General features: G+C 48.5%; 14 protein-coding genes and 1 pseudogene. 3 read left to right on the plus strand and 12 right to left on the minus strand.

Features of this window, described 5'->3' with window-relative positions:
- Nucleotides 1–54: 54 nt before the first annotated feature.
- From QFZ80_RS23190 to QFZ80_RS23235, 11 genes and pseudogenes are all read right to left on the minus strand, one after another.
- A complete protein-coding gene (locus QFZ80_RS23190) occupies nt 55–2,106 on the minus strand; it encodes a glycoside hydrolase family 65 (protein ID WP_307553744.1) in 2,052 nt (683 codons plus the stop codon).
- 42 nt (nt 2,107–2,148) lie between these two features.
- Nucleotides 2,149–4,425 (minus strand): helix-turn-helix domain-containing protein, encoded by a 2,277-nt coding sequence (locus tag QFZ80_RS23195; protein ID WP_307556016.1) that lies wholly within the window; start codon nt 4,423–4,425, stop codon nt 2,149–2,151.
- Between the two features lie 110 nt (nt 4,426–4,535).
- Nucleotides 4,536–6,707 (minus strand): glycoside hydrolase family 88/105 protein, encoded by a 2,172-nt coding sequence (locus tag QFZ80_RS23200; protein ID WP_307553742.1) that lies wholly within the window; start codon nt 6,705–6,707, stop codon nt 4,536–4,538.
- On the minus strand, nt 6,704–8,047 hold the full coding sequence (locus QFZ80_RS23205) for a Gfo/Idh/MocA family protein (protein WP_307561267.1): 1,344 nt from the start codon (nt 8,045–8,047) through the stop codon (nt 6,704–6,706). The genes QFZ80_RS23200 and QFZ80_RS23205 overlap by 4 nt, the downstream gene beginning before the upstream one ends.
- A 115-nt stretch (nt 8,048–8,162) precedes the next feature.
- Nucleotides 8,163–9,707 carry an extracellular solute-binding protein gene (locus QFZ80_RS23210; protein ID WP_307553738.1) on the minus strand — a complete coding sequence of 515 codons (1,545 nt, stop codon included), beginning with the start codon at nt 9,705–9,707 and terminating at the stop codon, nt 8,163–8,165.
- An 89-nt stretch (nt 9,708–9,796) separates the two neighbouring features.
- Entirely contained in the window at nt 9,797–10,666 is an 870-nt protein-coding gene (locus QFZ80_RS23215; RefSeq protein WP_307553735.1) for a carbohydrate ABC transporter permease, read from the minus strand.
- Nucleotides 10,666–11,544, minus strand: coding sequence for an ABC transporter permease (locus QFZ80_RS23220; RefSeq protein WP_307556015.1), 879 nt, complete (start codon nt 11,542–11,544; stop codon nt 10,666–10,668). The genes QFZ80_RS23215 and QFZ80_RS23220 overlap by 1 nt, the downstream gene beginning before the upstream one ends.
- 442 nt (nt 11,545–11,986) lie before the next feature.
- Nucleotides 11,987–12,076, minus strand: a pseudogene (locus tag QFZ80_RS39140) (RNA polymerase subunit sigma-70); the annotation flags it as partial.
- A gap of 446 nt (nt 12,077–12,522) precedes the next feature.
- Nucleotides 12,523–14,502 carry a beta-galactosidase gene (locus QFZ80_RS23225; RefSeq protein ID WP_307553733.1) on the minus strand — a complete coding sequence of 660 codons (1,980 nt, stop codon included), beginning with the start codon at nt 14,500–14,502 and terminating at the stop codon, nt 12,523–12,525.
- 10 nt (nt 14,503–14,512) lie between these two features.
- Nucleotides 14,513–15,391, minus strand: a complete 879-nt coding sequence (locus QFZ80_RS23230; RefSeq protein WP_307553731.1) for a carbohydrate ABC transporter permease — start codon at nt 15,389–15,391, stop codon at nt 14,513–14,515.
- Between the two features lie 19 nt (nt 15,392–15,410).
- Nucleotides 15,411–16,373, minus strand: a complete 963-nt coding sequence (locus QFZ80_RS23235) for an ABC transporter permease (protein WP_373460144.1) — start codon at nt 16,371–16,373, stop codon at nt 15,411–15,413.
- Between the two features lie 162 nt (nt 16,374–16,535).
- Here QFZ80_RS23235 and QFZ80_RS23240 point away from each other — a divergent pair, with 162 nt between their 5' ends.
- The 3 genes from QFZ80_RS23240 to QFZ80_RS23250 all read left to right on the plus strand — a co-directional run bounded on the left by QFZ80_RS23240 (nt 16,536) and on the right by QFZ80_RS23250 (nt 20,845).
- The gene (locus tag QFZ80_RS23240; protein ID WP_307553730.1) at nt 16,536–18,293 is read left to right on the plus strand and encodes a sensor histidine kinase; all 1,758 of its coding nucleotides are present in this window, start codon (nt 16,536–16,538) and stop codon (nt 18,291–18,293) included.
- Complete coding sequence (locus tag QFZ80_RS23245; RefSeq protein WP_307553728.1) at nt 18,271–19,869, plus strand: response regulator; 1,599 nt, start codon at nt 18,271–18,273, stop codon at nt 19,867–19,869. The genes QFZ80_RS23240 and QFZ80_RS23245 overlap by 23 nt, the downstream gene beginning before the upstream one ends.
- A gap of 292 nt (nt 19,870–20,161) precedes the next feature.
- A complete protein-coding gene (locus tag QFZ80_RS23250; protein WP_307553726.1) occupies nt 20,162–20,845 on the plus strand; it encodes a hypothetical protein in 684 nt (227 codons plus the stop codon).
- 376 nt (nt 20,846–21,221) lie between these two features.
- Here the strand turns inward: QFZ80_RS23250 and QFZ80_RS23255 are convergent, their stop codons facing one another.
- On the minus strand, nt 21,222–22,904 hold the full coding sequence (locus QFZ80_RS23255; RefSeq protein WP_307553724.1) for an extracellular solute-binding protein: 1,683 nt from the start codon (nt 22,902–22,904) through the stop codon (nt 21,222–21,224).
- Nucleotides 22,905–23,123: the final 219 nt, after the last annotated feature.

Consider the following 23,123-nt stretch of genomic DNA (forward strand, 5'->3'; position numbering starts at 1 on the left):
TCTCGCCTCCTCTGGCAAATCTTTTCCTGCCTGACTGTCAGACTGCCCGACTTTTTACAGCCAAGGCTTCAGCCCTTCCCACTTCACCGACCAGCTTCCGTCCTGCGGGAAGCCTTGGTTATGACCGTTCGGATTGCCTTTCCAGCCACAGGCCATCATCGCCACAGCTGTAAGCAATCCGCCGTTACCCGGCAAATAAGCTGACAGGCCAGGGCGCTGATAATTATGACCGTTGGTCAAATAAGTGTTCTTGGTAGCGTCCATCAGCAGGAAATCGACCGCCAAATCGGGTTCCCCCAGTCTTGCCGCCGTCATGGCGCACATCGGGAAGTCCCAGCCCCAGGCCGAGCCCCATTTCCATACTTCCTTAACCTTCAACAGAGTGTTCAGCATGACCTTTCTATCGATCAGCGTACCCGGCAGGATTCCAAGCGCCCCCAGCATTGACGGATGGTCGTGATTTTTGGCCGTGAAGGTATCAGGACACAGCTCATGAGCAAGATAAACGCCATCTGCCTGCGGAGGCTCAGCCATCGCCCCGGCGACTTCCGCCCACCGCGGATTAGCCGGTATTTGCAGACGCTCTGCCCAGCGAACGGCAATCTCCAGTCCGTACTTCCAGTATTCCAGCTCGTACGGCGGATTTTTGCTAGCCTGTAAAGGGTGGCATTCCTGTGCCGGGATCAATGGCGGCCCCAGATCATAGACGCGCTTCTCTTCATCCAGATGCGCGAAGGATACCATAAAATCTGCCGCCTCAAACACAATGTCACGGAACCGCTCCAGCGTCAATTGGGTCGGATCCGCTTGGTAAATCAGCTCGGCAAGCGCCATAGGATGCGGCTGCTGCCAGATCAGACCCGGAGCGACCGGAGATGGGCAAGGCTTGCCGTCGAAGCCGACCATCTTAGGCCAACGCGCCCCTTCATAGCCTTGAGATTGTGCCAAGACACGAGCGACCGGCAATATGTCAGAATACCAGTCCATGCTCTTCAGCAGATAGCTCTCCCGGCCCCATAACGGAAAATGCGAGGCGTGCCACCAATGCATCTCCAGATGGGACTTGCCGAACCAGCTGTTGTACATGAAGCCGGTCTCCTGCGGCGGCAATGAGCCTCCGCTATGCATCGCGCACAGAAACTGTGACAGCACAACGCGGCGTTCTAGCTCATACGCTCTCGGATCAGCGCTTCCAGAGAAATCCATCACAGCGCCGTTCATCCAAAATGCCTTCCAATGGCTCTCGCTGGCTGCCAAGATATCACTGACCGATGCCGTTTGCGGTGTCTGATCCGCAAAGCCTATGGCGCATTCCAGCACTTCGCTTTCTGTGCCCGGCAGCAGCGTGAACTCGTGCGCAGCGGTCCGTTCCAGACGGCCCGCGCTCCATGCCCAGCTGACCTTATAGCTGTCCTCATCCATGCTGCGTTCCAGCACAACCATGTTTTCACCAGCAGCGCTCAGCTCTGTCCGATGTCTATCGTCATGGCTCCAGTCTGGGAAAATAGCCTTGGCCCATGCCGTATGGGTCATATCCGGCGCCGGAAAACGAATAAACATCTGCAGCCGTCCTTGTTTGATCAGCGGCGATTCCGCACGCACACCGACGACGTCCGATGTCGGATGGCACGCCGTCGTCACGCGGACCGGCACACCCTGAACAGCGAATTCACTGGTCAAAATCCCCTTCCACAGATTCAGTTTTTGGCGAATACCCGTCACATCACTTGCTTGCGCCTCTGCTCCTGATTCCAGGAAAAACCGGAAGGAAATACGGCCGAGCTGCAGACGGTGCGGGTTCTGCCGAAGCCAGTGATAAGCTTCCGCTTTGTCTCCCGGCTTCATTGGATACCCGACCGAGCGGCCGTAGGTATCAAACATTTGATAGTCGGCATCCTTTTCAGTGAATCGTTCGTGTCCACCTGTATAATGCCAACCCCAATTAGACTGTGTGCCTAACGGCACCTCATATTGCTCCGGGAAAGTCTGAAGGCCGGTAATGTCGGCACTGAAAGCGAATTCCCCATTACCAACTGAGAAGGGGGACACGGGGTCCAACTTGTTCAATTCCGGTTGATGGCGTTCTACGATCTGTCGTCTGTCCATGATTCCTCCTTGGCATATGAAACCCGGCCCGAGAACACCTGTTTATTCAAGCAGAGAGTCCATCCGGGTTCTCATCATATCCCGGTACTTGCCCGGGGTAATATCCTTAAATTTGCGAAAGCTGCGGATAAAGCTGTTCTCATGCTGGTAACCGACCATCAGTGCAATATCCGAAATGCGGTTATCCGTTTTGAGAAGCAGCTCCGCCGCTCGTTCCATACGTAGCTGGGTCAAGTAGTTATAAATCGTCTCACCCGACTCCTGCTTGAACACCTGACTAGCCAGACTGCTGCTGATCCCGATCGATTCGGCAATCTCCGGAATGCCGATCGGCTCGCTAAGATACTGCTTCATAAAGTCAATCATGCGATGGCACATGATAAAATCCTTGCTCTCAATAAGCCTCTGAAACCGTTCCGCTAACGGAACAATCCAGCTGATCAGCTCGCTTTGAATATCATCCAGATAAAGCGTATCGAACCGTTCGTAGATCGGATCTGTGGCACCCTCGACGGCTGGTCGAAGCTGCTCGATACGTTCTACGGCCGTTTGCAGGAAGGAAATAGCCTCGGAAGGATACCCATATTGGCTGCGGATATGTCCGACCATTCGTCCTATCGCATCCTGGGATTGCTGCTGATCGCCAGCTTCGATTGCGTTAATCAAGTCATTAAGCACTCCCTCATTCGGAAGAAGTTCTTTGACTTCGTGCCCCGATACCTCATGGAATGGGATCACCTGTCCATAGCCTTGGTACAACCGGTAGGTAAGTGCATTCTCTGCTTCCAGCATCGCCTGCTTCAATCGGGCGATATCTGTCTGAGTGGTGCTAATCCCTGCCGAAATGCTGAATTTCAGCAGGCGGCAAACAACTTCTATCGATTCCGCCAGCTTTTTCTCCAGCTGTTCTCCGCCGCCAAGCGGCTGCAGCAGAATGGCTGTCTTGTCCTTACCGAAATCTGTGCAAACAATCCGCCATTCCCGCTCAAACAGCTCTGCGACAATGTTAGCTAAGGCAAATTTCAGCAGAGACCGATCTCCGCCTAAGTATATTTGTGACCACTCATCATATCGATCAATCGACAAGACGACCACCGTCACCGGCGCCTCCGTCCACTCCCCAAAGTACCGGATCCACTTCTCCCCAATGTCTCTTTTACCGGTCAGGTTGCCAATATAGATGTCATAGAGCATCTTAGAGGACGCCTCGGACATCGTCTCCCTGACGAGCTGGGACAGATGTGCGTGATTGCTGAGCAGTTCGCCGGTCAGCTTCTCCAGATCAATGCCCCCTGAAACGTTGGCCTTGCGATCGTAGGTGCTGAACAGCTGCTTTAGCCTGCGGACTGGGCGAAAAGCCGCCGCATTGATATAGAAGATCGTCACGCCGCCAAGCGCGAGTGCGGCGATGGATACTAGCAGTGTGGCATTACGAACCTTTTTCGATTTAGCCAACAAGCTGTCCTGTACAACGATGGACACATACTTCCATCCCGTTACCGGCGACTTGAGCTGATTAACCAGCAGCTTTTGATTTTGATAGGTTATATCACCGCTGCCGTCCTCCTTCAGCTTCCCCAGCTCCTGCCGGATCGCCTCCTGATCGAAGGTATAATTCGAGACGGAAAACAGCACCTCGTCGTGCTCGTCAATGATATAGCGCATTCTGTTCAAATTGTTCATAACCGGCGGATTCAGCTTGGCGAAAAGCTCCTCGTCCTTCAAATTAACGGCAACAATCCCCTTGAATTCGCCCTGAATCATAATTTTGCGAAAAAGCGCAACCTCCGAGCCCTTCCCGCCTGCGCCTTCGGGCACCTGACGCTTCTTGATGATCCTCAGATTGTTATTAAATTCGCCCGCTACGCTGACCCATTCCGAGTCGATAAACGTAAGCTTGCTAGAGCTGTAGCCTTGCGGAATCGAGATGAAGCTGCCCCTTGCGATATCATAGACATAAATGCTTTTGATATACTTGGAATTGCCGATAAGAGTCGACAGCAGCTGGTACAGCTCTGAGATATTTGCATACGAATTCTGGACCTCATTTGTTAGAAAATTGTAAATATGATCGTTAAGCGCTACTTTGATCGCCACTTGATCGCTTTCATTGATAGAGTCATCTATCACATTCATATTGAGCTGCAGCATTTGGCGCTGAGGTTCACTGAGCTCCTCCTGCAGCACCGACTTCGATGTATAATACGAGGTCAAGCTGACGGCCAAAATAATGAGGAAGACCAATACGGTCAGAATCAGTACGAGCCTGGCTTGTGTATGGGCCAAATTGTTTTTCAGCCATTTCTTGAGGGTTTGCATCACGTTAATATCCACCTTCTACTAGGATCTTTTCATTATAGCGTGATCCGTCCCCTCCTGACACGCTCCAACCGGATCTCCTGTCCTCTCTTCCCCGACCCTATTCAGCCTTAAGTGCCACCCAAATACGCTTTCATTCGCTGTGTCTCGACGCCGGCGAGCAGCACGATACCGATGCCATGCGTATCGTTCAAGTTCCAGCCCAGCTCGTGCTTATAATAAGCGTGGGAAAAAGACCAACTGGAGCCTTTGCAGACGCCGTACAGGTTGCCGTGCTTGTCGATAGCCCGCTCGCATTGGCCCTGCCAACCGGTCAGCACCGCATGGACATACGGCTCGGGGTCAACCAGCCAGCCGTGGCGAACGCCAAGCGCGAAGCTGTAAATGAACATCGCGGTGCACGAAGATTCCTCATAAGACTCAGGATCCGTCAGTACCTGATGCCACAAGCCATGCTTACCCTGCAGTCTCAGGTAGCCTTCGGCCAACTCACGGTAAAAAGCAAGCACAGCCGGGTAGCTCTCATGAGTCTGCGGCAGTACTGCTAGCAGCACGGCCAGTGAAAAGAATACCCAGCCATTCCCCCTACCCCAGAAAGTCTGAGAACGCTTGCCGATGTTCACATCGTACACATGCGACATCATTTTTTCTGCCGGCATATATAAATACTTCTTGTACAGCAGAAGCTGACGGGCAGCTTCATCCGTATAAAGCGGATCACCGGAAAGCTCGGCATACCTGCACAAAAATGGAACGCTCATATACATATCATCGCACCACATGGTGTTGTGCATACTCGGCGATACACCGATCCTGCGATATAACGCGCCGTCTTCCATACGGTCCTGGACATTCATAATATAGTAAGCTATGTCATCGGAAACCTTGCGCAAACCCTTCAACGGTCGAAGCCGGTCAGCCAGAATAGCCAATGCACCGAAGGATCCGCAATCATCAAGGCTGTCGATATGCGACAGCTGGTTATTCAAGCCGGCTGCGCCGAAGCGCTCCCGGTCCCATTTCGAGTAATCGTAGGTCGCCGTCGCAAATTCAACATGCCGCGTAACGTAATCGGCCAAGTCGCTGCGATCCAGCAGCTTGCTCGTCTCTAAGAGTCCATTCAGCGTGACGCCAAGCGGATAGTTCCAGCGGCCGAACAGCTCATTCTCGAGAAAGAGCCGTACATGGCCCCCTCGTTGGCCGGTCGTCCAGAAGAGAGCCTCCTGCCCACTGGCTGCCACACTGTCCATCGTCAAATAATCGGCGGCATCGACCGCTGATCCTGCAGGGAACGGACCTAGGAAGAGCCACTTCCCTTTGTAGCCGTGCACTATGCGGGCAGCAGCCAGCCTAGCTTCTCTTGAAAGCTCGCATATGGAGAAGCCCCAGCCCTGCTCATCACATAGGCAGTGCGCGATAAGGTCGCTGCTTCCGGGCATAACGTCTAATACAAGGGAGAAATCCCCCGGTTCATGAACGCTATGCAGCTCTTTTCCATTCCATAGGAATCTTAAGGGACCGTAGGCGGCACCAGCCAGCTTTATGCGCTTCATCGAGGTGGTTAAGTTGATGACTGTTGTCCATGCGTAAGCTTCCATTCCTGGCTGAAGTCCGTACAGCCGCTCCATACAGACCGTTTCCTGACTCCGCTGCTCCCTCACGGGCAGCCACTTCATCCCTGTAGATGCTTCCGTAAGGGATAGGGCCGGTATGGGCTCCAGCGGAATATCCAGCGGAACTGTATATATCCAGCCCTCCTCGCCTTCCCGCTCCTCGGACGGGGTCAGGAAGTGAAAGGGTTTGTTTTTGCGGCTGCCTGTGCCGAATTCCGCTCCGCAGCTCCCTTGCGCATTCTTGCCCAGCTCCAGCACAAAGTGATTCCACCCTCGCGTCAGATCGATCTTAAGCTTCAATGCCTGCTCACCAGCGCCTTCCTCCTCCGTCGATGAGCCAAAGCGCTTCTGCCCATTGTGATACAAACGGACCGGACCGAAGCAGCGAAGCAGGAAGACAAACGGCTGCGGTTGATCGATCCACAGCTTCGCCCAAGTGTAAACGCGCTGGCCTTCATTCATATCCGGGAACATTCGTTCAATTGGAAATTGATATAAATGATCCTGCTGCTTGCGAATATCTCCAAAGCGCGTAACCCGGTAAACAGGACCATGTGGCGGATTATCGCCGACATACCGCTGTGCAATTGCCGCCAGAACATGTGGGATACTGCTGCTATCCGTCTGTGAAGCCATACTTTCCATTGGTTCAAAATATCGGCCGCTCATAGCTCTCTGCCTCCCTTGCTGCTCAAGCTCGCTGCAAGCTTCTGTAAGCCTCCATTACCGCCTAGTACTTCTTCAATCGTAATCGGACGATGCTCCTTCACGGAGCGCCATACCGCTTCACCTGTCGCCACTGAATAAGCTCCATCCTCGGAGCCCGATAAGATACGGTAAGGTCGTCTGGGATCTTCCCCTATAAACAGGTCTTCCAGCAGTAGAGGATCTCCGCCGCCGTGGCCGCCCTCCCGGTGCACGACATGGATGGTCTCCTTCGAACCGAACAATGGGAAATAGTCGATCGTCTGCACGGGTGTAGGGAACGGCGTTCTGCCGGGCATATGATACTCCACCGACTCCAGACGACCTTTCGTCCCATTAATAGCAAGACGGTATCCCTCGTACGGCAGCGAGAAATTGACGGAATAGCTGAGCAGCGCGCCTCCGTTGTACTTTACTGTTGCGGTGTAAGTATCCTCAATATCGATCTTCGAATCGAAAATGCACTGATCGGGACGATAATCCGAATAGGGAAACGTCTTCTTTACGGCGTCTAGCGCGCCTAAATGGTCGTCTGGCACGCGGATGTTCTTACTGCGTGAATTCCAGCGCGAGTAATAGGAGCAATCCTCTGTATACTCACAGGTGCTGCAGAATCGGCCGTCTTCCTTCTTCGGATTCGCTTCCCCTTCAGCGCCGTAGTAATTCAATGCCCCGTAGGCAAAAACCTCAACAGGCTTTTGATTGATCCACCAGTTGACCAGATCGAAGTGGTGGGTGCATTTGTGTATAGACAACCCGCCGGACAGCTCGCGAACCCGATTCCACCGTTTGAAATAGCTGGAGCCGTGATACGTATCCAGATACCAATTCAGATCAATCGATGTAATCCGTCCCAGCATGCCTTCCATAACCATTTCCTTGATTTTTGTATGGATCGGAGCATAACGGTAATTGAATGTAACAATAACCGAACCCTTGCTTGCCCGTTCCGCCTCCATGACACGACGGCTGTCCTCGCCTGTCGTGACCATAGGCTTCTCGGTTATGACATCGAGATCGTGCTGTAGTGCGGCAATCAAATATCGAGCGTGGGTATCGTCACGGCCTGCTACGATGATGACATCCGGGCGCGTCTCATCAACCATCCGGTTGAATTCAAGCTCACCATACGTCTGCACATCCGCATGCTCCGGGTACCTCGAGCGGTATAAGTCGAAGCGCGCTGGGTCGTGGTCAAGCAAACCGACCAACTCGCAGCTATGGGCGAATGTGGTCAGGATCGGCTTGGCAAACATGCCTAGCGCTCGTCCGCTTACTCCACAGATCGCATATCTTTTTTTCATATAGGAACATCCTCTCTTCCGTTCGCAAATGTATAGGATGCTGCTCCCTTTGCGGCATGGACTGCACGCTGAGGCAGCAAAGCCGGCAAAAATCTGCCGGCAAGCCGCAGCTTGCTTATTTTTTCACCTTGGCATACCACTCCTGAACACGCTTGGTAACCTGATCGCCTCCGGCTTTTTTCCATCTGTCTACGAACTCGTCGAACTTCTCGATCGGCATGTCGCCAATGACGATTTTCGTCAAATACTCCTGAAAAAGCTTGTGCGATTGAACATCTGGAAAGCCTTCATATACCGTATTCGGCAGGCCGTCTCCAGCAATACGGCGTGCATCAGCCGTGCTGACGATGAATATATCCTGGACCATCTTCTGTATATTCTCTGGGAGCGTTTCCTTGATACGGATGTCCATGTCCTCTTTCGTCGTAAGATTACGCATACCGAGCGCAAGCGGCCGGCTATCTTCTGGCGGAAGCAAAACCTTCTTACCGTTCACGACTTGGTGCTGAATCCCCTCAATACCGAAACGGCTGAAATCGTCGTTGTTTTTGTCATAGAAAAAGTCCAACAGTTTTAGAGAAGCTTCCGCATTTTTTTGGGAAGCAGCAGGAATCATCCATTCCGGCTCTCCCATGCTTTTTTGTGTTACGAAGCCTTGGAGGCCTTCTACCTTAGGTATCGGCATACCGACGATGTAGGCGTTGGGTGCTCCCTTCAGCATTGCGGTATAGCGATCACGAACATTGGCGGGCAGATGGTACCAGCTGCCGACCAGATTATTGTTGATTTTGGCCTGCCAGACTTCTCCTTTATTAAGGAAGGTTTCGTTGTCCAGCAGCTTCTCCACATAAAGCTCACGGATAAAGCGGATGGCGGCCTTCATGTTCGGGGTGATGCCCGCATACTGAATCTGCCCATCATACACGTCCCACTCCGGGCTGCCTTCCCACATAGCGACCCCATGCATCCCGAACAGGTGGTCCATCCATTTGCCGAATTCGCGTCCGGAGGTCGGCAGCTCGTCTTTGATTCCATTGCCGTTCGGATCCTTGTCGCGGAACGCCCGCAGGACGTTCTTATACTCCTCTGCTGTCTTCGGCATAGGAAGTCCTACCTTGTCAAGCCAGTCCTTGCGGATCATAGGCGCCCGCTCAGGAACGAGGAACACCTTCGGAACATAATAGATATGGCCGTCCGGGGAAGCCGAACGCACAATATCCCACGCTTCTTTCGGAACGTTCTTCCAAACGTTAGGGGCGTATTTGGGAAGCAAATCGTCCAGAGGCAATGCGCCTCCCTGCTTAATTAATGTTTGATCTATGCCCCCAATAGGACGAAGAATGTCCGGCAAATCGTTGGAGGCGATCATCAGATTCAGAAACTCAGTCGGTTCCGAGCCTGGCGGGGTCGTAATCAGCTTATATGCAACACCGGTCTTCTCTTCAACATATTTCACATGCGCGTTGCTGCTGTCCGGAATGGAACCAACGCCCATATGGCTTTTGAATACTTTAACTTGAACGGCTTTGTCGTCCTTTCCGTTATTCTCTGAGGCTGGAGAGGTTTCCCCTGCTTGCGTACAGCCTGACAGTATGGTGATCGCCAGCAGAGCGGCTAAAGCAGACATGGCTGCCGGTTTCCCTAATAATCGTTTCTTCATTTGTTAATCCTCCCTTTTTTGTTCAAATCTATTGTTCAAGCATGTCATCAACAACTTCATATCATGTATCACTCTTGTTAAAAGCTCGACTACTCCTTAAGTGAGCCAAGCATAGCACCTTTGACAAAATACTTTTGCAAATAAGGATACACCAGGAGAATCGGAACTGTCGCGAATAGAATCGTTGCCGCTTTCAGCGTGGTTGTATTGAAAGCATAATCACCCAAAAGAAGATTGACTGCGGCAAGTTCCTCCGGCGATGTCAGATAAGCGCGAAGCTTCATTTGCAGCGGCCATTTGTTCGGATCGCGAATGAACAGCACCGCCCGCTGAAACGTATTCCAATAGCCTACCGCATAAAACAAGCTGACCGTCGCGAGCACCGGCTTAGATAAAGGCAGGTAAATGCGGAACAAAATCCCGGCATCGCTGCAGCCGTCAATTCGCGCTGAGTCGTCTAGCTCCCCCGGAATACCTTGAAAGAAGGTCCGGATGATGATCATATTGAACGTGCCAATCAATCCGGGCAGGATCAGCGACCATAGCGAATTCATCAGACCTAACTCGCGGACGGTAAGGAAGAACGGGATCATCGGAGCGTTAAAAATCATCGTAATAATAATTCCGAGCATGATCGGCTTACGAACGAGAAACTCCTTACGAGACAACGGATAGGCCGTCAGCAATGAGAACAGCATGCTGAGCAGCGTCCCCGCCACCGTAATATAGACGGTAATGCCAAACGAGGTCCATAGACCCTTGTTCTGTAGGATGTGCACCCATGATGCCGTCGTGAACTCAACAGGAAGCAGGAATACCTGCTTAGAATCGGCTGCAATAGGCGAGCTGAACGATACAGCCAGCAGCTGCACTAGCGGCATTAGCATCGTAGCTGCGGCTGCTGCTAAGATGACATAGTTGAAAATCTGGAATAGCTTTTCTCCATAGGTTATCTTCATTACCACAACCCCTGTTCTGTTTTTCGTGCCAGCCGATTGAATATCCACAGCAGCGTGAAGCCAATTACCGACTGAAATAACCCAATGGCTGTCGTCACACTGTATTGGCCCTGAAGCACCCCCGCTCGATACACGTAGGTCTCAATGATATCGCCTACCGAATACGTCATCGGCGTCAACAGATTATAAATCTGATCAAAGCCAAGCTCCAGGAAGTTGCCAATGTTAAGCAAGAACAGAACCAGAATGGTCGGGAACAAGGTAGGCAGCGTGATGTACAGCGTCTGCTTCCATCGGTTGGCTCCATCCATAACGGCTGCTTCATATAGGTTCGGGTTAATGCCGGTGATTGCGGCCAAATAGATGATCGTTCCCCATCCAACCTCCTTCCAGATACCTGAAAGTACGACGATCGTCCGGAAATACGCTTGCTCCTGCATGAACAGAATAGGTTCATACCCCCACCAGCCACGCACCATATTAACTACGCCCTTGTTAGACAGCAGCTCGAACACGATGCCTCCTACGACTACCCACGACAGAAAGTGCGGAAGGTAGAACATGCTCTGCATTAAACGTTTGGCAAACATCAGCCTCACCTCATTGAACAGCAGCGCGAGAATGATCGGCGCCGGAAAGCCGAATAACAGCTGAAACAAGGCGATAGTCGCTGTGTTTCTCAATACATTGTAAAAATCCTGATACATGAAAATAAACTTGAAATTGTCCAAGCCAACCCATGCACTTCCAAGCATGCCCTTAAATATCTGATAATTCTGAAATGCGATCAAGCTTCCCATCAGCGGTACGTATTTAAAAACAAGATAATATACAATCCCGGGAAGGATCATCAGATACAGCATCCAATGTTTTCGCATATTGGCGAGATATGGATTCTCATAAGCTTTGAGCTTTCCCGCCGATTTCTTGGATCCGGACTCCAATGGAGTATACAATTTTGCCACCGTCACGAACCTCCTTTGCATCATGTACCGTCATCTTACCCGCTTCAACGCAACAAGCTCAATAGTTCATTCCTCCATGCAATAAGCAAAAACGAGATCACGGCTCGTCTGGACGATTCGAGTGTGAGATTGGCTTTAGGTTTGACGAGTGCTGCCCCAACGCAGTACCCCTGATCTTCGCGGTAAGCCGCCTGTTGCCGTAATAGCCCATCGTGGCGGAATAGTTGATTCGGTGGAGTATTGGTTCATCGGTCGTCTTAGGATACAAATAAGCTTTGCCACCGTCGTTCGGTGGCAAAGCTTATTTGTGAAATCTTCCTTATGGACAAGGTAGGATGGTCAAATCCACAATTCGCAGTCGCGTGCCTGTAAAGTGCCATCGCGGCGAAAACAACTCAATGGCTTTGATCAAGCCGATCGTCCCAATCGAGATTAAATCCTCGAGACACGATCAGCCTTGCGGAATATCATCTGATAATCACCCCTCACATCTTCCTCATCAACGCCGATAATTTCGGGCAGTGTTAACTCAACCGTGCCTCAATGTATCGAAGTTAGCTTACTATGCTGCTCCCATCCGCTATCCCCCTTAATCTGCTGCTCGAACTCGAATAGCCATGTAAGGCTTACCCGGCAAATTGACCCTCGTTACCCCTGAATGCAAATCTCGACCGTTGTAATCGTCATATTCCAGGAGCTCTGGATCCTATCCAACAGTGGATTCCCCTCGATTCCTGGTTGTACCGGTACTTGTACGAGCCTCAAAGCATGATTTTTAAAGCAAGGATTCACACCTATTGCTCTTTGGTTGGTGAATTAACCCTTACAGCTATATTATAGTACCTCCCCAATGTCGCTCTGTGCCCAACTTGGATTGGATAAACACGGCCTTCAGAACCCGGTCCTCGGTATCTCGATTGGGTTTATACAAAACGCCTGCCTATTCCCAACGCGGACATCATACATCTGAGCGTGGGACAGCTTCATTTGCTCTACAAAAGCTTCATAAGGACGGTGACACACATCGGTCACACCGATTTGATAATTTTCCCCGTCAAAACGTCCCAGAACCGGTTGGTCAGCGAGCTGAAAATAATGAACGCCGATGAGCTCTGGAATCGCAGCGCCTTGTTCCACAAAATACCGGTACGCCAAGCCCCTCTCCTCTTGCGTGGCGACAGCCTTGATCCCGTATGCCAGCATCCCGACATCTGCTGCACCGAAGTGGAATTCCCCGATCATGACCGGTTTATTCAAATGTTTGCTGATCATTTCAATATGCTCCCGATCCGGTTTCATTTGATAGCAATTGATAGAGAACACATCAAACGCTTCGCATCCCTCCAGCAATTCGCTACTACCAATCCAGGCATATCGCATTCCTAAATTCAGGTGATTAGGATCCGCCTTTTTACAATATTGGGCCGGTATCTCTACATAGCGACGGATTAAAATCCGGTTAAATGCCGAATAATCCTCTCGGCGCATGCCTTCGATATGCCCTGCTTGGACTTTTTGCGGATGCAATAACTCGTCAAATTGTTGAAAATCGGTTCCCCAAGCTTCGTTTAAACACGCTGCTGTTGTATATTTGTTCTCCAGCCATTCCACGAACATCCGCTTACTTTCGAATGAGTACGGATGCTCCATCATGGCCTCCGTCAAGTTCAAACCATCGACAAACGCCCAATGGGGCTCGTTCCGCATAAAATAACCAACGAGACGCCGATCCTCTTTCAATGGGATAAGCTGATTAGCGAACTCCTCTGCTTTCTGCTCGTATTCGGGGCTAAATACATCCGGAAAATCTCGGTAAATGGTTATTTCAGTAGCCGGAAAATCTGTCATTGGATACACATAGGGCAAGCTGGAGCTGTGAATAAACTCAGGCATCGACCAGTTTCCGATCGTATTGATCCCCCATTCCTTCAGACGTCGATCCGTCAGCTCCATCCACGCTTCAAGCCAATTTTCTCCGAATACACGGATCAGATTGGCAACCGAGAAGCTGAATCCGTGCCCGGACCAGGCATCACAGAACTTGCCCTCTCTTTCGGGCAGCTGTGGAAGCAAATGCTCCATCCCTGCAACCCGCATATGGTCATAGGGTTGTAAGCAATCCATTCCTGTACTGAACAAGGCAAATCCGTCAGGATCGACGAACCACCAGCGCTCACCATCAAATTCCGTGCGGAAATAGCCGGAGCTCTCGAATTTCAATCCCTTCCAGCCTCCGAAGTCTCCCAAATCCGAACGTAAACCGTCACTCTCTTGACTCTGTTCCATATTCGTTATCAAGTCGGCCGATAAACGTTCGATGGAGGGAGTCTTCCCCGGCCAATCTTTGCCAAGAAGTTGTCCCATTTCGTCGATATAAACCTCTTGTGCATAGGTAAAATCCGGAGCTTTTTTACTTACATACAAGCCTGAGACCTCAAACTGTCTACTGCAGACGGACGAGGTCGTCGATATCGACAAGCTCTGAAGCCTGCTGCGGTCAACAGAACGGTCACCCCTGATCACGGACTGCATCACGCCGGGGTAACGATCCAGAAACAGTTTTTCACCGTTTAAAGCTTTCAGAGGCAGGCACACCCGGGTCCTGACATCCGGCAGTAATCCGTAGTGCACCGTAAGCTCCTTGCCTCCGCTTTCAACGAATGAGAATAACACAACTAGGACATCATGAGCCTTATGATATAAATCCGCAACCAAGTAATCATGATCCGTCCATACCTCCGGATCATCCAATGATAGCTGTACGCCACCTCCCGCAGAAGATGTTTCAATTCGTATATGCTGATCTCCAATGACATGCATAAGGGTACCGGAAACGCAATTAAATGTACCCAATTCAATGACCTTGTTCATATGACTCCCCCTACTCTTTTACAGCCCCAACTACAATGCCTTTAATAAAGAACTTCTGCAGAAACGGATAAACGAGCAGAATGGGCAGAGCGCCGATAAAAATTTGGGCCGATTTGACGGTACGCTGCGATAAATTTTCCAAATCCTTAGGATCAATGCTGATTTTGCTAAAATCCTGCTGTACAACGATGGTTTGAAGGAAGGTAGCAAGCGGATACTTATTCGAGTCCATCATGTATATTAATCCGTCGAACCATGAGTTCCAATGAAATACTAACGTAAAAAGTGTTATCGTTGCAAGAGCCGGCATCGACATCGGCAAATGGATTTTGAACAAGATTCGAATGATTCCTGCTCCGTCCATCACGGCCGCTTCCTCCAATTCTACAGGAATGGCGCGAAAGAAATTCATCAGCAGTATCATATTGTAAACGCTTAATGCTGCCGGCAAAACTAGCGCCCATATCGTATTTATCAAGCCAAGATTAGTAATGAGAATATAGTTCGGAACGAGTCCGCCGGAAAATAGCATCGTAAATACGAAAAACCACATATAAACATTCCGGCTTTTAAACGCCGTATATTTCTTAGACAACGCGTAGCCTGCAAAAACGGTAACAACCATTCCGATCCCGGTTCCCAAAATAGTCCGGTACAACGAGAAAAGCAGTGAACGGATAAAACTAGGGTTATTCACTGTCTTCAGATACGATTCCAGCGTGACGTCTATCGGCCACAAATTGACAATATTGGCGGTAGCCGCAGCTTTTCCGCTTAACGATACTGCAAAGACATGCAGAAGCGGCAGTATACACAGCAGCGATACAGTGATGAGAAATAGTTGATTAAAAACATTAAACCATCGATAAGCGAGCGTTTTATGGTACATGCGTCTCCTCCTCCTTTGACTAGAAAATCCGATAATTCGCATATTTATAAGCTAACCGGTAGGAAATAATGATTAAAATGAAGCTGGTTACTGATTTGAACAACCCGACTGCCGTTGCAAAACTGAAATCCCCTTTCAGCATGGCCGAGCGGTAAACGAAGGTATCGATCACATCTCCTTTACTATACACAAGCGGATTGTAAAGATTGAAGATCTGATCAAAACCCGCATTCAACACATTACCCAGCTGGAGTGTAGCTACAACAACAATAATCGGCATCATAGCCGGCAGTGTAACGTGAATGGTTTGCTGCAGTCGTGTCGCTCCGTCCACTTCAGCGGCTTCGTATAAGGAAGGATTCACGGCCGTTATGGCTGCAAGGTAAACGATCATACCGAAGCCAAATTCCTTCCAAATGTCACTGAAAATCACAACAAAACGGAACCAATCCCCGTCACCCAGAAAGAATATAGGCTTAATACCGAACATGGCCGTAATCATCCGGTTCACAAGCCCGCCTTTGACCGACAACAGATCGATTAATATGCCTCCGAGGATGACCCATGACAAGAAGTGAGGCAAATAAACCAATGTTTGGATACCCCTTTTGATTCCGTTAATGCGAACTTCATTTAGCAATAAAGCAAAAAGAATGGGGACTAGCGTTCCAAAACCAATTTTTAGCACCGCGATGATTAATGTGTTCCAAATAACCTGCACAGACTCCTCGAACATAAACAAAGAGTGGAAATGCTTGAAGCCGACCCATTCGGATTTTAAAAAGCCAAGCCAAGGCTTATAGTCCTGAAAAGCCATCACCAATCCTGCTATAGGCACGTAATGGAAAACAACAGCGATTACTAAGGCCGGGAAAATCAGCATATGCAGGGGCCAAGTTTTTTTGAGTCCCCGAATCCAATTGGATTCCATTTTACTTGCGGTTATCTTACGTATAACGATTGCGTTCCGAGTGCTTTTCATAAGCTTCTCCCCTTTCTACATCCAGTAATTGCATAATTGCACTTTCGCATACTTCTGCTACTATTATACCAACGGGCACTTCCTGTACCTATGACAAGGTCTTAACTTCTATGTCCCCTTTCATAACCTCTTTCTCACATTTATTTCCTAGGCGGTGAACACATGATAAAATATAAAACATTCCGTAATATGCTATTGATGCTGGTCCTGCTGCTCATTCCTGCCACATTGCTCTTTTCTTACGCCAACAAAGTTGGAGAGGATGTGGTCAGGGAAACGCTCGAAAACTCGGCAGACAAACAATTGGAGTTTACGATACTTCAGTTGGAACAGTCTTTAAGGCAGCTTGAAACGCAGACGCTGCTGCTCGCGAACGACTCCACTATCAAAGCATATTCCAGCTCGTGGGATTTCCCCGAATATGTCGATCATTTGCTCATGCGGAAAAATGTTGAAGAAAAGCTGATTCTTCAGAGTCAAGCGGAATCTCTCATTCATGATGTAAGCGTTTACTGGCCGCAAATCGAGGAAGCTCTCTCGACAAAGGGAAAGATTGCTTATAACAATGTTGAACTGGCTGCTGCGCCTAAAAACAAATGGTTTATCCATCACGATGATCAAGGACAGTTATCCTTTCATTTGATGTTCACAAATCCCTCTGTTTTTCAACCGGATTTGAGCAATGTGACTTCAGTCGTTGAAACATCAATAACGAGCGAATATTTGAAATCTGTTCTTAAGGGCCTTGATGCATCGGGCAACGGAACATCCTTCATTTACTTTTCCGACTCAACAACTATCGCCAATCAAAACATCGATCGCGGGCTCTTTTCACTGCTCAAACAGAAAGATACCCTGAGCGGCGATACCGGCTTGCAGCATCCACTGCTTTCCGTGATTAAGATGGATGGAATCGAATACATGGTACAAACGATCCGCATCCCTTCATTGGATGGCACGTTAGTCAGCTACATTCAATTGAATACATTTTTGAATCCGCTAAAAAAAGTAAGCCTGCTTGTTAATATTAGCCTGCTCTTTCTCTTTGTTTCCGGGGTCGCCATGTCTTATTTGCTTTATCGGCATTTTAGAATCCCATTCGGTTATATGATACGCAAAATTGAGAGTCTGGGATCAGGCGATTACAAAAGCAGAGCAATCGTCAGAACGAACAATGAGTTTGATTATTTGTTTGCAAAGTTTAACGAGATGGCATCGCGTATCCAAGCCTTGATTGAGAATGTATACGAGGAACGTGTTCGTACACGCGAAGCGGAATATAAGCATTTGCAGTCGCAAATCAATCCACATTTTCTTTATAACTGCTTGTTTTACATTGTAAGTATGGCCCATAAATCTCCGGAAGCTGTCACTTCCATGGCCAAAAACTTAGCCCAATTTTATCGCTACATTACCCGTAAAGCCGGAACGGATTCTACACTTGAGGATGAAATTCACCTTATCGAGAGCTATCTTCACGTCCAATCGCTCAGAAATAAGCGGCTTACCTACGAAATTGATATTCTGCCATCCATGCTGAATTTGCTTGTCCCTACTCTGCTGCTTCAGCCATTGGTAGAGAATGCCGTCGTACACGGATTGGAGAGAAAAAGAGAGTCCGGGATCATTCGAATTCGGGGCACATGGCAGCAAGACAGGTATATCATTACCGTAGAAGATGATGGCGCAGGCATGACAGAACAGGGGATTCTGGAGCTAACGGCTCAAGTATTCCAACAGCGCAATTCAGATGAGATCGGCTGCGGTTTGTGGAATATACATCATCGGCTTATGAACCAATTCGGTCCGGACTCAGGCCTGCATTTTGTGAACAATGAGGGGGGAGGCTTCCGTGTAACCGTTCAAATCCCCTCAATGAGACAGGAGGAATTTCCATATGAACATATTGCTGGTAGATGATGAGGAGTATGTGCTTGATTATTTGCAGGAAAGTGTGGAGTGGATCCATTGCGGAATTACGAACGTATACCGGGCAAGCTCAGTGGATGAGGCACTCGACATTATCAAGCAGTACCCGGTGCCGCTGCTCGTTACCGATATCCGGATGCCTGAGAAAAGCGGCTTAGATTTATTGGAAACGCTCCACGACCAATATCCCGATACAAAAGTCATTCTGCTATCCGGGCATTCGGAATTCACCTATGCCAAAAAGGCACTGCAAGGCGGCGCAGCCGACTATTTGCTAAAACCGATTACAGGTAGCGAGGTTTCCGAATGTATCCGGAAAGTCGTGGCCCAAATTCATAGAGAGAACAAACGTACTCAGGACTTAAATAAAGCAGAGGCTGTCATCAGGCTGGGGAACACTCGAATGCGCGAGCATCTGTTGCTCGACCTGCTTCTTGGTAAACAATACGCAGCGGATGAGCTGAATCAGCAGTTGAAAGCCCTTAACTTACCCCTGCAGCCGGGTGGTAAATCTACGTTGATCCTGATTCGCATGGAAACGAACAATTACGATTCGAGAGAAGATATTGCGCTTCTAGACTACGCCTTGCTGAATATGGCAGAGGAAATCTTCTTCCAGGAAATTAAGTCCTATTCTTCGCTCTGGTGGTGCAAAGACACGCATCAGTTTATTGCCATTGTCCTTCCATCTGATTCCTTGGACGAATCGTCTACTTGGAATGAACGGATTAGCGAACTACAGAAAGCTGTCAGAACCTTTTTGAAGAGAAACATTTCCGTCATAATTACAGAACCTTTTTCGTTTCAAGCCCACTTAAACAGTACTTATTTGCAAGCTTTGAACGATTTTTGGTGGCGGGTCGGAACTCAAGAAAGTGTTGTTATACAAAGGAATGAGCTCACTTACAAACCGGAGATTAAGCCTTTAACAAAGCTTTATGAAACACCCTCGATCCTTCAGGTTATGGAAGCGAACCGGTGGGAGGAAGTCATTGAGAAGATCGAAGGGATCTTAGTGGAACTTGAATGCCCCCCCTATCGGACGCAGTATCATATCGTTGAAGTCGTTAACTATTTGTACAGCTGCTTTACCTTCATGGCCAATAAACAGGGTGATCCCTTGTCCGATTTGATCGGAAGCCTCTCTTTGCTTAAAAATCCCTATTACTTCCACTCTAGCGAAAAAATTAGGGACTGGGCCATGCCGCTGATCGAGCAGTTCAGACGTACTCTAACCGATTCCACAGGTGGAAGAAGTCATATCATCCGTCAAATTCATGAATATATTGGGCTCCATCTTCATGAGGATGTCTCTCTTACCAAAGTCGGTGAATACGTCTATCTGCACCCGGTGTATTTATCACGTTTGTATAAAAAGGAAACCGGAGATAGTCTTTCCGCTTATATCACTCGTGTCAGAATGGAGAAAGCGGCCCGTTTGTTGACCCAAACGAATAAAAAAGTATCGGATATCGCACAAGAAGTCGGCTACCAAAAAACACAATATTTTATCCGGTTATTTAAGGAGTACTATAACTACACCCCTCAAAGCTATAGAAATCAATGAAATGCAGGGCGGGGAAGTGCATGGGGAGGGACACGGCCATTATTATAAATACGCGTACCGTTTCCTAAAGCTGAACCGGATGGTCGGCCGCAATCCTTCCGATTTCGAATCGTTCAGCCGGATTTTGTAGTTATCCATTTTCCTGTTGCGCTCTCTGACAATATTGTGGCACACTATGGATATCACGCATTAACCGAGTGGCAAAGTATGCCCCGCTTCCTTTCTAAATCGAAAAGGAGTCGGGGTTTTGTGTTTTTTTTAAAACGAATATGGAGAGGCGAGTGATCAGGTAATGGGTTTTGAGATCGAACACGATAAATGGATAGGTGATCATCTTAGGCGAAGAAGAGGGGAACGTCTAGATGCTCTGAAACGCGGCCATGGGTTCGGAAATCAATTGTTCGTAGAGCAAATCTGGTGGCAGCTTGTCGGACATTTCCATGGATTGCATCCTGAATATGAAGTGAAGGACTGGCGAGGGAGATCCTACTTTGTCGATTTCATGTGGATTGTCGGAGCTATACGTATTGTATTTGAGATCAATGACTTTGGCTCTCACGGCACGGATCGAACCAAGTATCGGATGGATTTGAACCGGGGACTTTTTCTTCAAGCTCAAGACTGTATGGTCCTCTACATCTCTTTGGATGAGTTAAAAGAGAACCCCTCGTTCATTCTCTCCGCATTGCGGAACATCTTGTTCTCTTATCTGTCTACAGAGAGTGGAACCAAAAGAATCGTGGAGAAACGCTATTCAAAAATCGAACGAGACTTAATGCGAGCGGCCATTCGCCATAATCGTGCCATTCGCCCATCCGAGGCTGCAAGGGAGTTGGAACTGCATATTATGACTGTCATCAAGTACTGCCGCATGCTGGTCGATAAAGGGAAATTTCGGGCTGTGGCCAGAGGAGTGTCACAGCGAGTCAACTACTATGAATATGTGGGCTCTATCCAAAGTCCGGATTTGGTTTGAGCACTGTTTCTGTTTCGATGCTTGGAATTATATATGAAAAATCATATAAAAAATTCCCTGGGCTGGCTAAAGCGAAAATTCTATATGAAAAATCGTATATAATTTGTCTTATTGCATGAATCCCACCAATTATATTCGAAAAATCGTATATATCAACTGACAATTAATTGGATTTGTTCTTACTCTCCCACGAGCTCCCTTCGTCGGCTCAAACAGCAAAAGGACACACACAACCCGTTTCCCGGTCGTGCCCTTTTTGTGCCGCACTCTTCTGTCCTTTCACCATACAAATCGCCGCTCCCGACAGGGCATCCCAGACAATATGACCGCCCGGAAATAAGGGGTAAGCTTCGCTCACCCCTTAGCCTAAAACATATTATTGATTCACTTTTTTATACCAGTCATTTACTTCTTTTTCGATTTGATCCCCGCCTTTACTTTTCCAATCCGTGACGAAAGAATCGTATTTATCCAAAGGCTCTCTTCCGTATATAATTTTGGCGAACGTTTCCAGTTCCATCGTTTTCAGATTGTCGTCTTTATTTCGCTGCGTCTCTGTTGGAGCCCCTATGAAATCTGTTGGCGCATTGCTGTTTCTCAGCTGGTAGTTCAACGCTCCTGCACGAATCTGCTCCTTATCCGCGACAGCTATTCCCCTTTGAGACGTTGTTTCCGGCTTATTTCCTTGATAGATGTAATCCCAGTCTTTAGATCCTTGAAAGGGTATACTAGGCGTATTCCAGAACAAGTTGTACTTGCCTGAACTCGCAGCCTTTTCCATTGGCTTTGGAAACTTTTTCGAATCATACTCCGGTTCGCCGTTTACCATCGCATAGTCATATCCCTCAAAGAAACCATTCTTAAAGTCACCCGTATTGAATTGACTGTCATATATTTTATCCATATAGAGGAAGAAAGCATCCATGTGTTTAAAATCTTTATTGAACATCATGACTTTCCCTTCGTTGATCAAACCGTTATATCGTGCTGTCTTGCCATCCGATCCGACAGGCAGAGGATAGGCTCTAACAAGCGCGTTTGGAACACTCTTTGTCACATCTCCGAGCGGCCATCCGTTTGCCCAGAACGGTGCAGCGATAATCCCCGATTTACCTTGGATAAAGCTTTCCGTTGCTTTCACTTCGTCAAGAGCTGCTAATTCAGGGTCCAAATAACCCTTTCCGTACCATTCGCGCAATTTGCCCAATCCCTCTTTTATACCCGGTTGAATTGAGCCGTATTTAAGTGTGCCGTCAGTCGCTTTTTGCCAAGTTCTTGGAAGAAACTTCCCGGTATATGCGCCGAAGACGAAGCTGCTATCTGACATCCAGTTCGCGAATCCATTCTTTGCCGAAAAACTAAACCCAAATGTATCCTTCTTTCCGTTGCCGTCCGGATCTTGGTTCGTAAAAGCATCCATCACTTTTTCGAACTCTTCGATCGTCGTAGGCGCTTTCAATTTTAATTGATCCAACCAATCCTGCCGGATCCACATGACGGGGTTTGTTCCGTCACCTCCTGAGAAAATAGGCAATCCTAGCAGCTTCCCATCCGCTTTCACTTGGTTTAGCGCGGACTTGTTATCCGAATACAGCTTCTTGATCCTATCCGAAGCGTATTGGTCGAAAGCTTTCTGTATGTCCATCACTTTGCCGGATTGAATGAGGTCAGCAATCAGATTCGGATCTTGAACGATAAATAAATCCGGCAGCTGATTTTGCGAAGTAAGCGATAATCTGATTTTCGTATGGTATGCCGCATTATCCGGCGTGCCCCATAGGTCTTTAATCTCGATGCCCAACTTGTCCTTCGCCCATTTGTTGTGAACATTATCTTGAATTGTTTCACCATTAATGAACGTATAATCGGACCCAACCACACGAGCCGTCGTAATCGTGACAGGCGGTTCGAACTTGCCGTTTACCGCTTTGTTTGCGGTCTCTTGTCCCTTAGTAGGTGAAGGCGAAGGTTGACTCCCCTCATTAGAAGTACAGCCAATTGCAAAGGTACTCATCAGCATTAGACATGCCATCATCGAAGTCCACTTATCTCTCTTCATATATATCCCCTCTCTGCTCTTTTGTTTCAATTTCATAATGTAATCTTAACAAATAGGATTCTTACGCGTATATGCCCAAAAATAAACAATCATAGCCTTGTCGTGAACTGAAATTGCGGATTAACCTACAGATTCACTTTGGGTACGTCTCTCAGTTTAAAACATATATCAATATAAAAAAGAAAAAATCGTACGGATGAACAATACGATTTTTTCTTT

The organism is Paenibacillus sp. V4I7, from assembly GCF_030817275.1.
In the GTDB taxonomy this organism is placed as follows: Bacteria; Bacillota; Bacilli; order Paenibacillales; family NBRC-103111; genus Paenibacillus_E.

What these genes read in the sequence shown, in the direction of transcription:
- QFZ80_RS23190 (WP_307553744.1), bottom strand. Translation starts at nt 2,106, where the DNA reads ATGGACAGACGACAGATCGTAGAACGCCATCAACCGGAATTGAACAAG.
- QFZ80_RS23195 (WP_307556016.1), bottom strand. Translation starts at nt 4,425, where the DNA reads ATGCAAACCCTCAAGAAATGGCTGAAAAACAATTTGGCCCATACACAA.
- QFZ80_RS23255 (WP_307553724.1), bottom strand. Translation starts at nt 22,904, where the DNA reads ATGAAGAGAGATAAGTGGACTTCGATGATGGCATGTCTAATGCTGATG.
- QFZ80_RS23230 (WP_307553731.1), bottom strand. Translation starts at nt 15,391, where the DNA reads ATGTACCATAAAACGCTCGCTTATCGATGGTTTAATGTTTTTAATCAA.
- QFZ80_RS23235 (WP_373460144.1), bottom strand. Translation starts at nt 16,373, where the DNA reads ATGAAAAGCACTCGGAACGCAATCGTTATACGTAAGATAACCGCAAGT.
- QFZ80_RS23210 (WP_307553738.1), bottom strand. Translation starts at nt 9,707, where the DNA reads ATGAAGAAACGATTATTAGGGAAACCGGCAGCCATGTCTGCTTTAGCC.
- QFZ80_RS23200 (WP_307553742.1), bottom strand. Translation starts at nt 6,707, where the DNA reads ATGAGCGGCCGATATTTTGAACCAATGGAAAGTATGGCTTCACAGACG.
- QFZ80_RS23225 (WP_307553733.1), bottom strand. Translation starts at nt 14,502, where the DNA reads ATGAACAAGGTCATTGAATTGGGTACATTTAATTGCGTTTCCGGTACC.
- QFZ80_RS23220 (WP_307556015.1), bottom strand. Translation starts at nt 11,544, where the DNA reads ATGCGAAAACATTGGATGCTGTATCTGATGATCCTTCCCGGGATTGTA.
- QFZ80_RS23250 (WP_307553726.1), top strand. Translation starts at nt 20,162, where the DNA reads ATGGGTTTTGAGATCGAACACGATAAATGGATAGGTGATCATCTTAGG.
- QFZ80_RS23205 (WP_307561267.1), bottom strand. Translation starts at nt 8,047, where the DNA reads ATGAAAAAAAGATATGCGATCTGTGGAGTAAGCGGACGAGCGCTAGGC.
- QFZ80_RS23215 (WP_307553735.1), bottom strand. Translation starts at nt 10,666, where the DNA reads ATGAAGATAACCTATGGAGAAAAGCTATTCCAGATTTTCAACTATGTC.
- QFZ80_RS23245 (WP_307553728.1), top strand. Translation starts at nt 18,271, where the DNA reads ATGAACATATTGCTGGTAGATGATGAGGAGTATGTGCTTGATTATTTG.
- QFZ80_RS23240 (WP_307553730.1), top strand. Translation starts at nt 16,536, where the DNA reads ATGATAAAATATAAAACATTCCGTAATATGCTATTGATGCTGGTCCTG.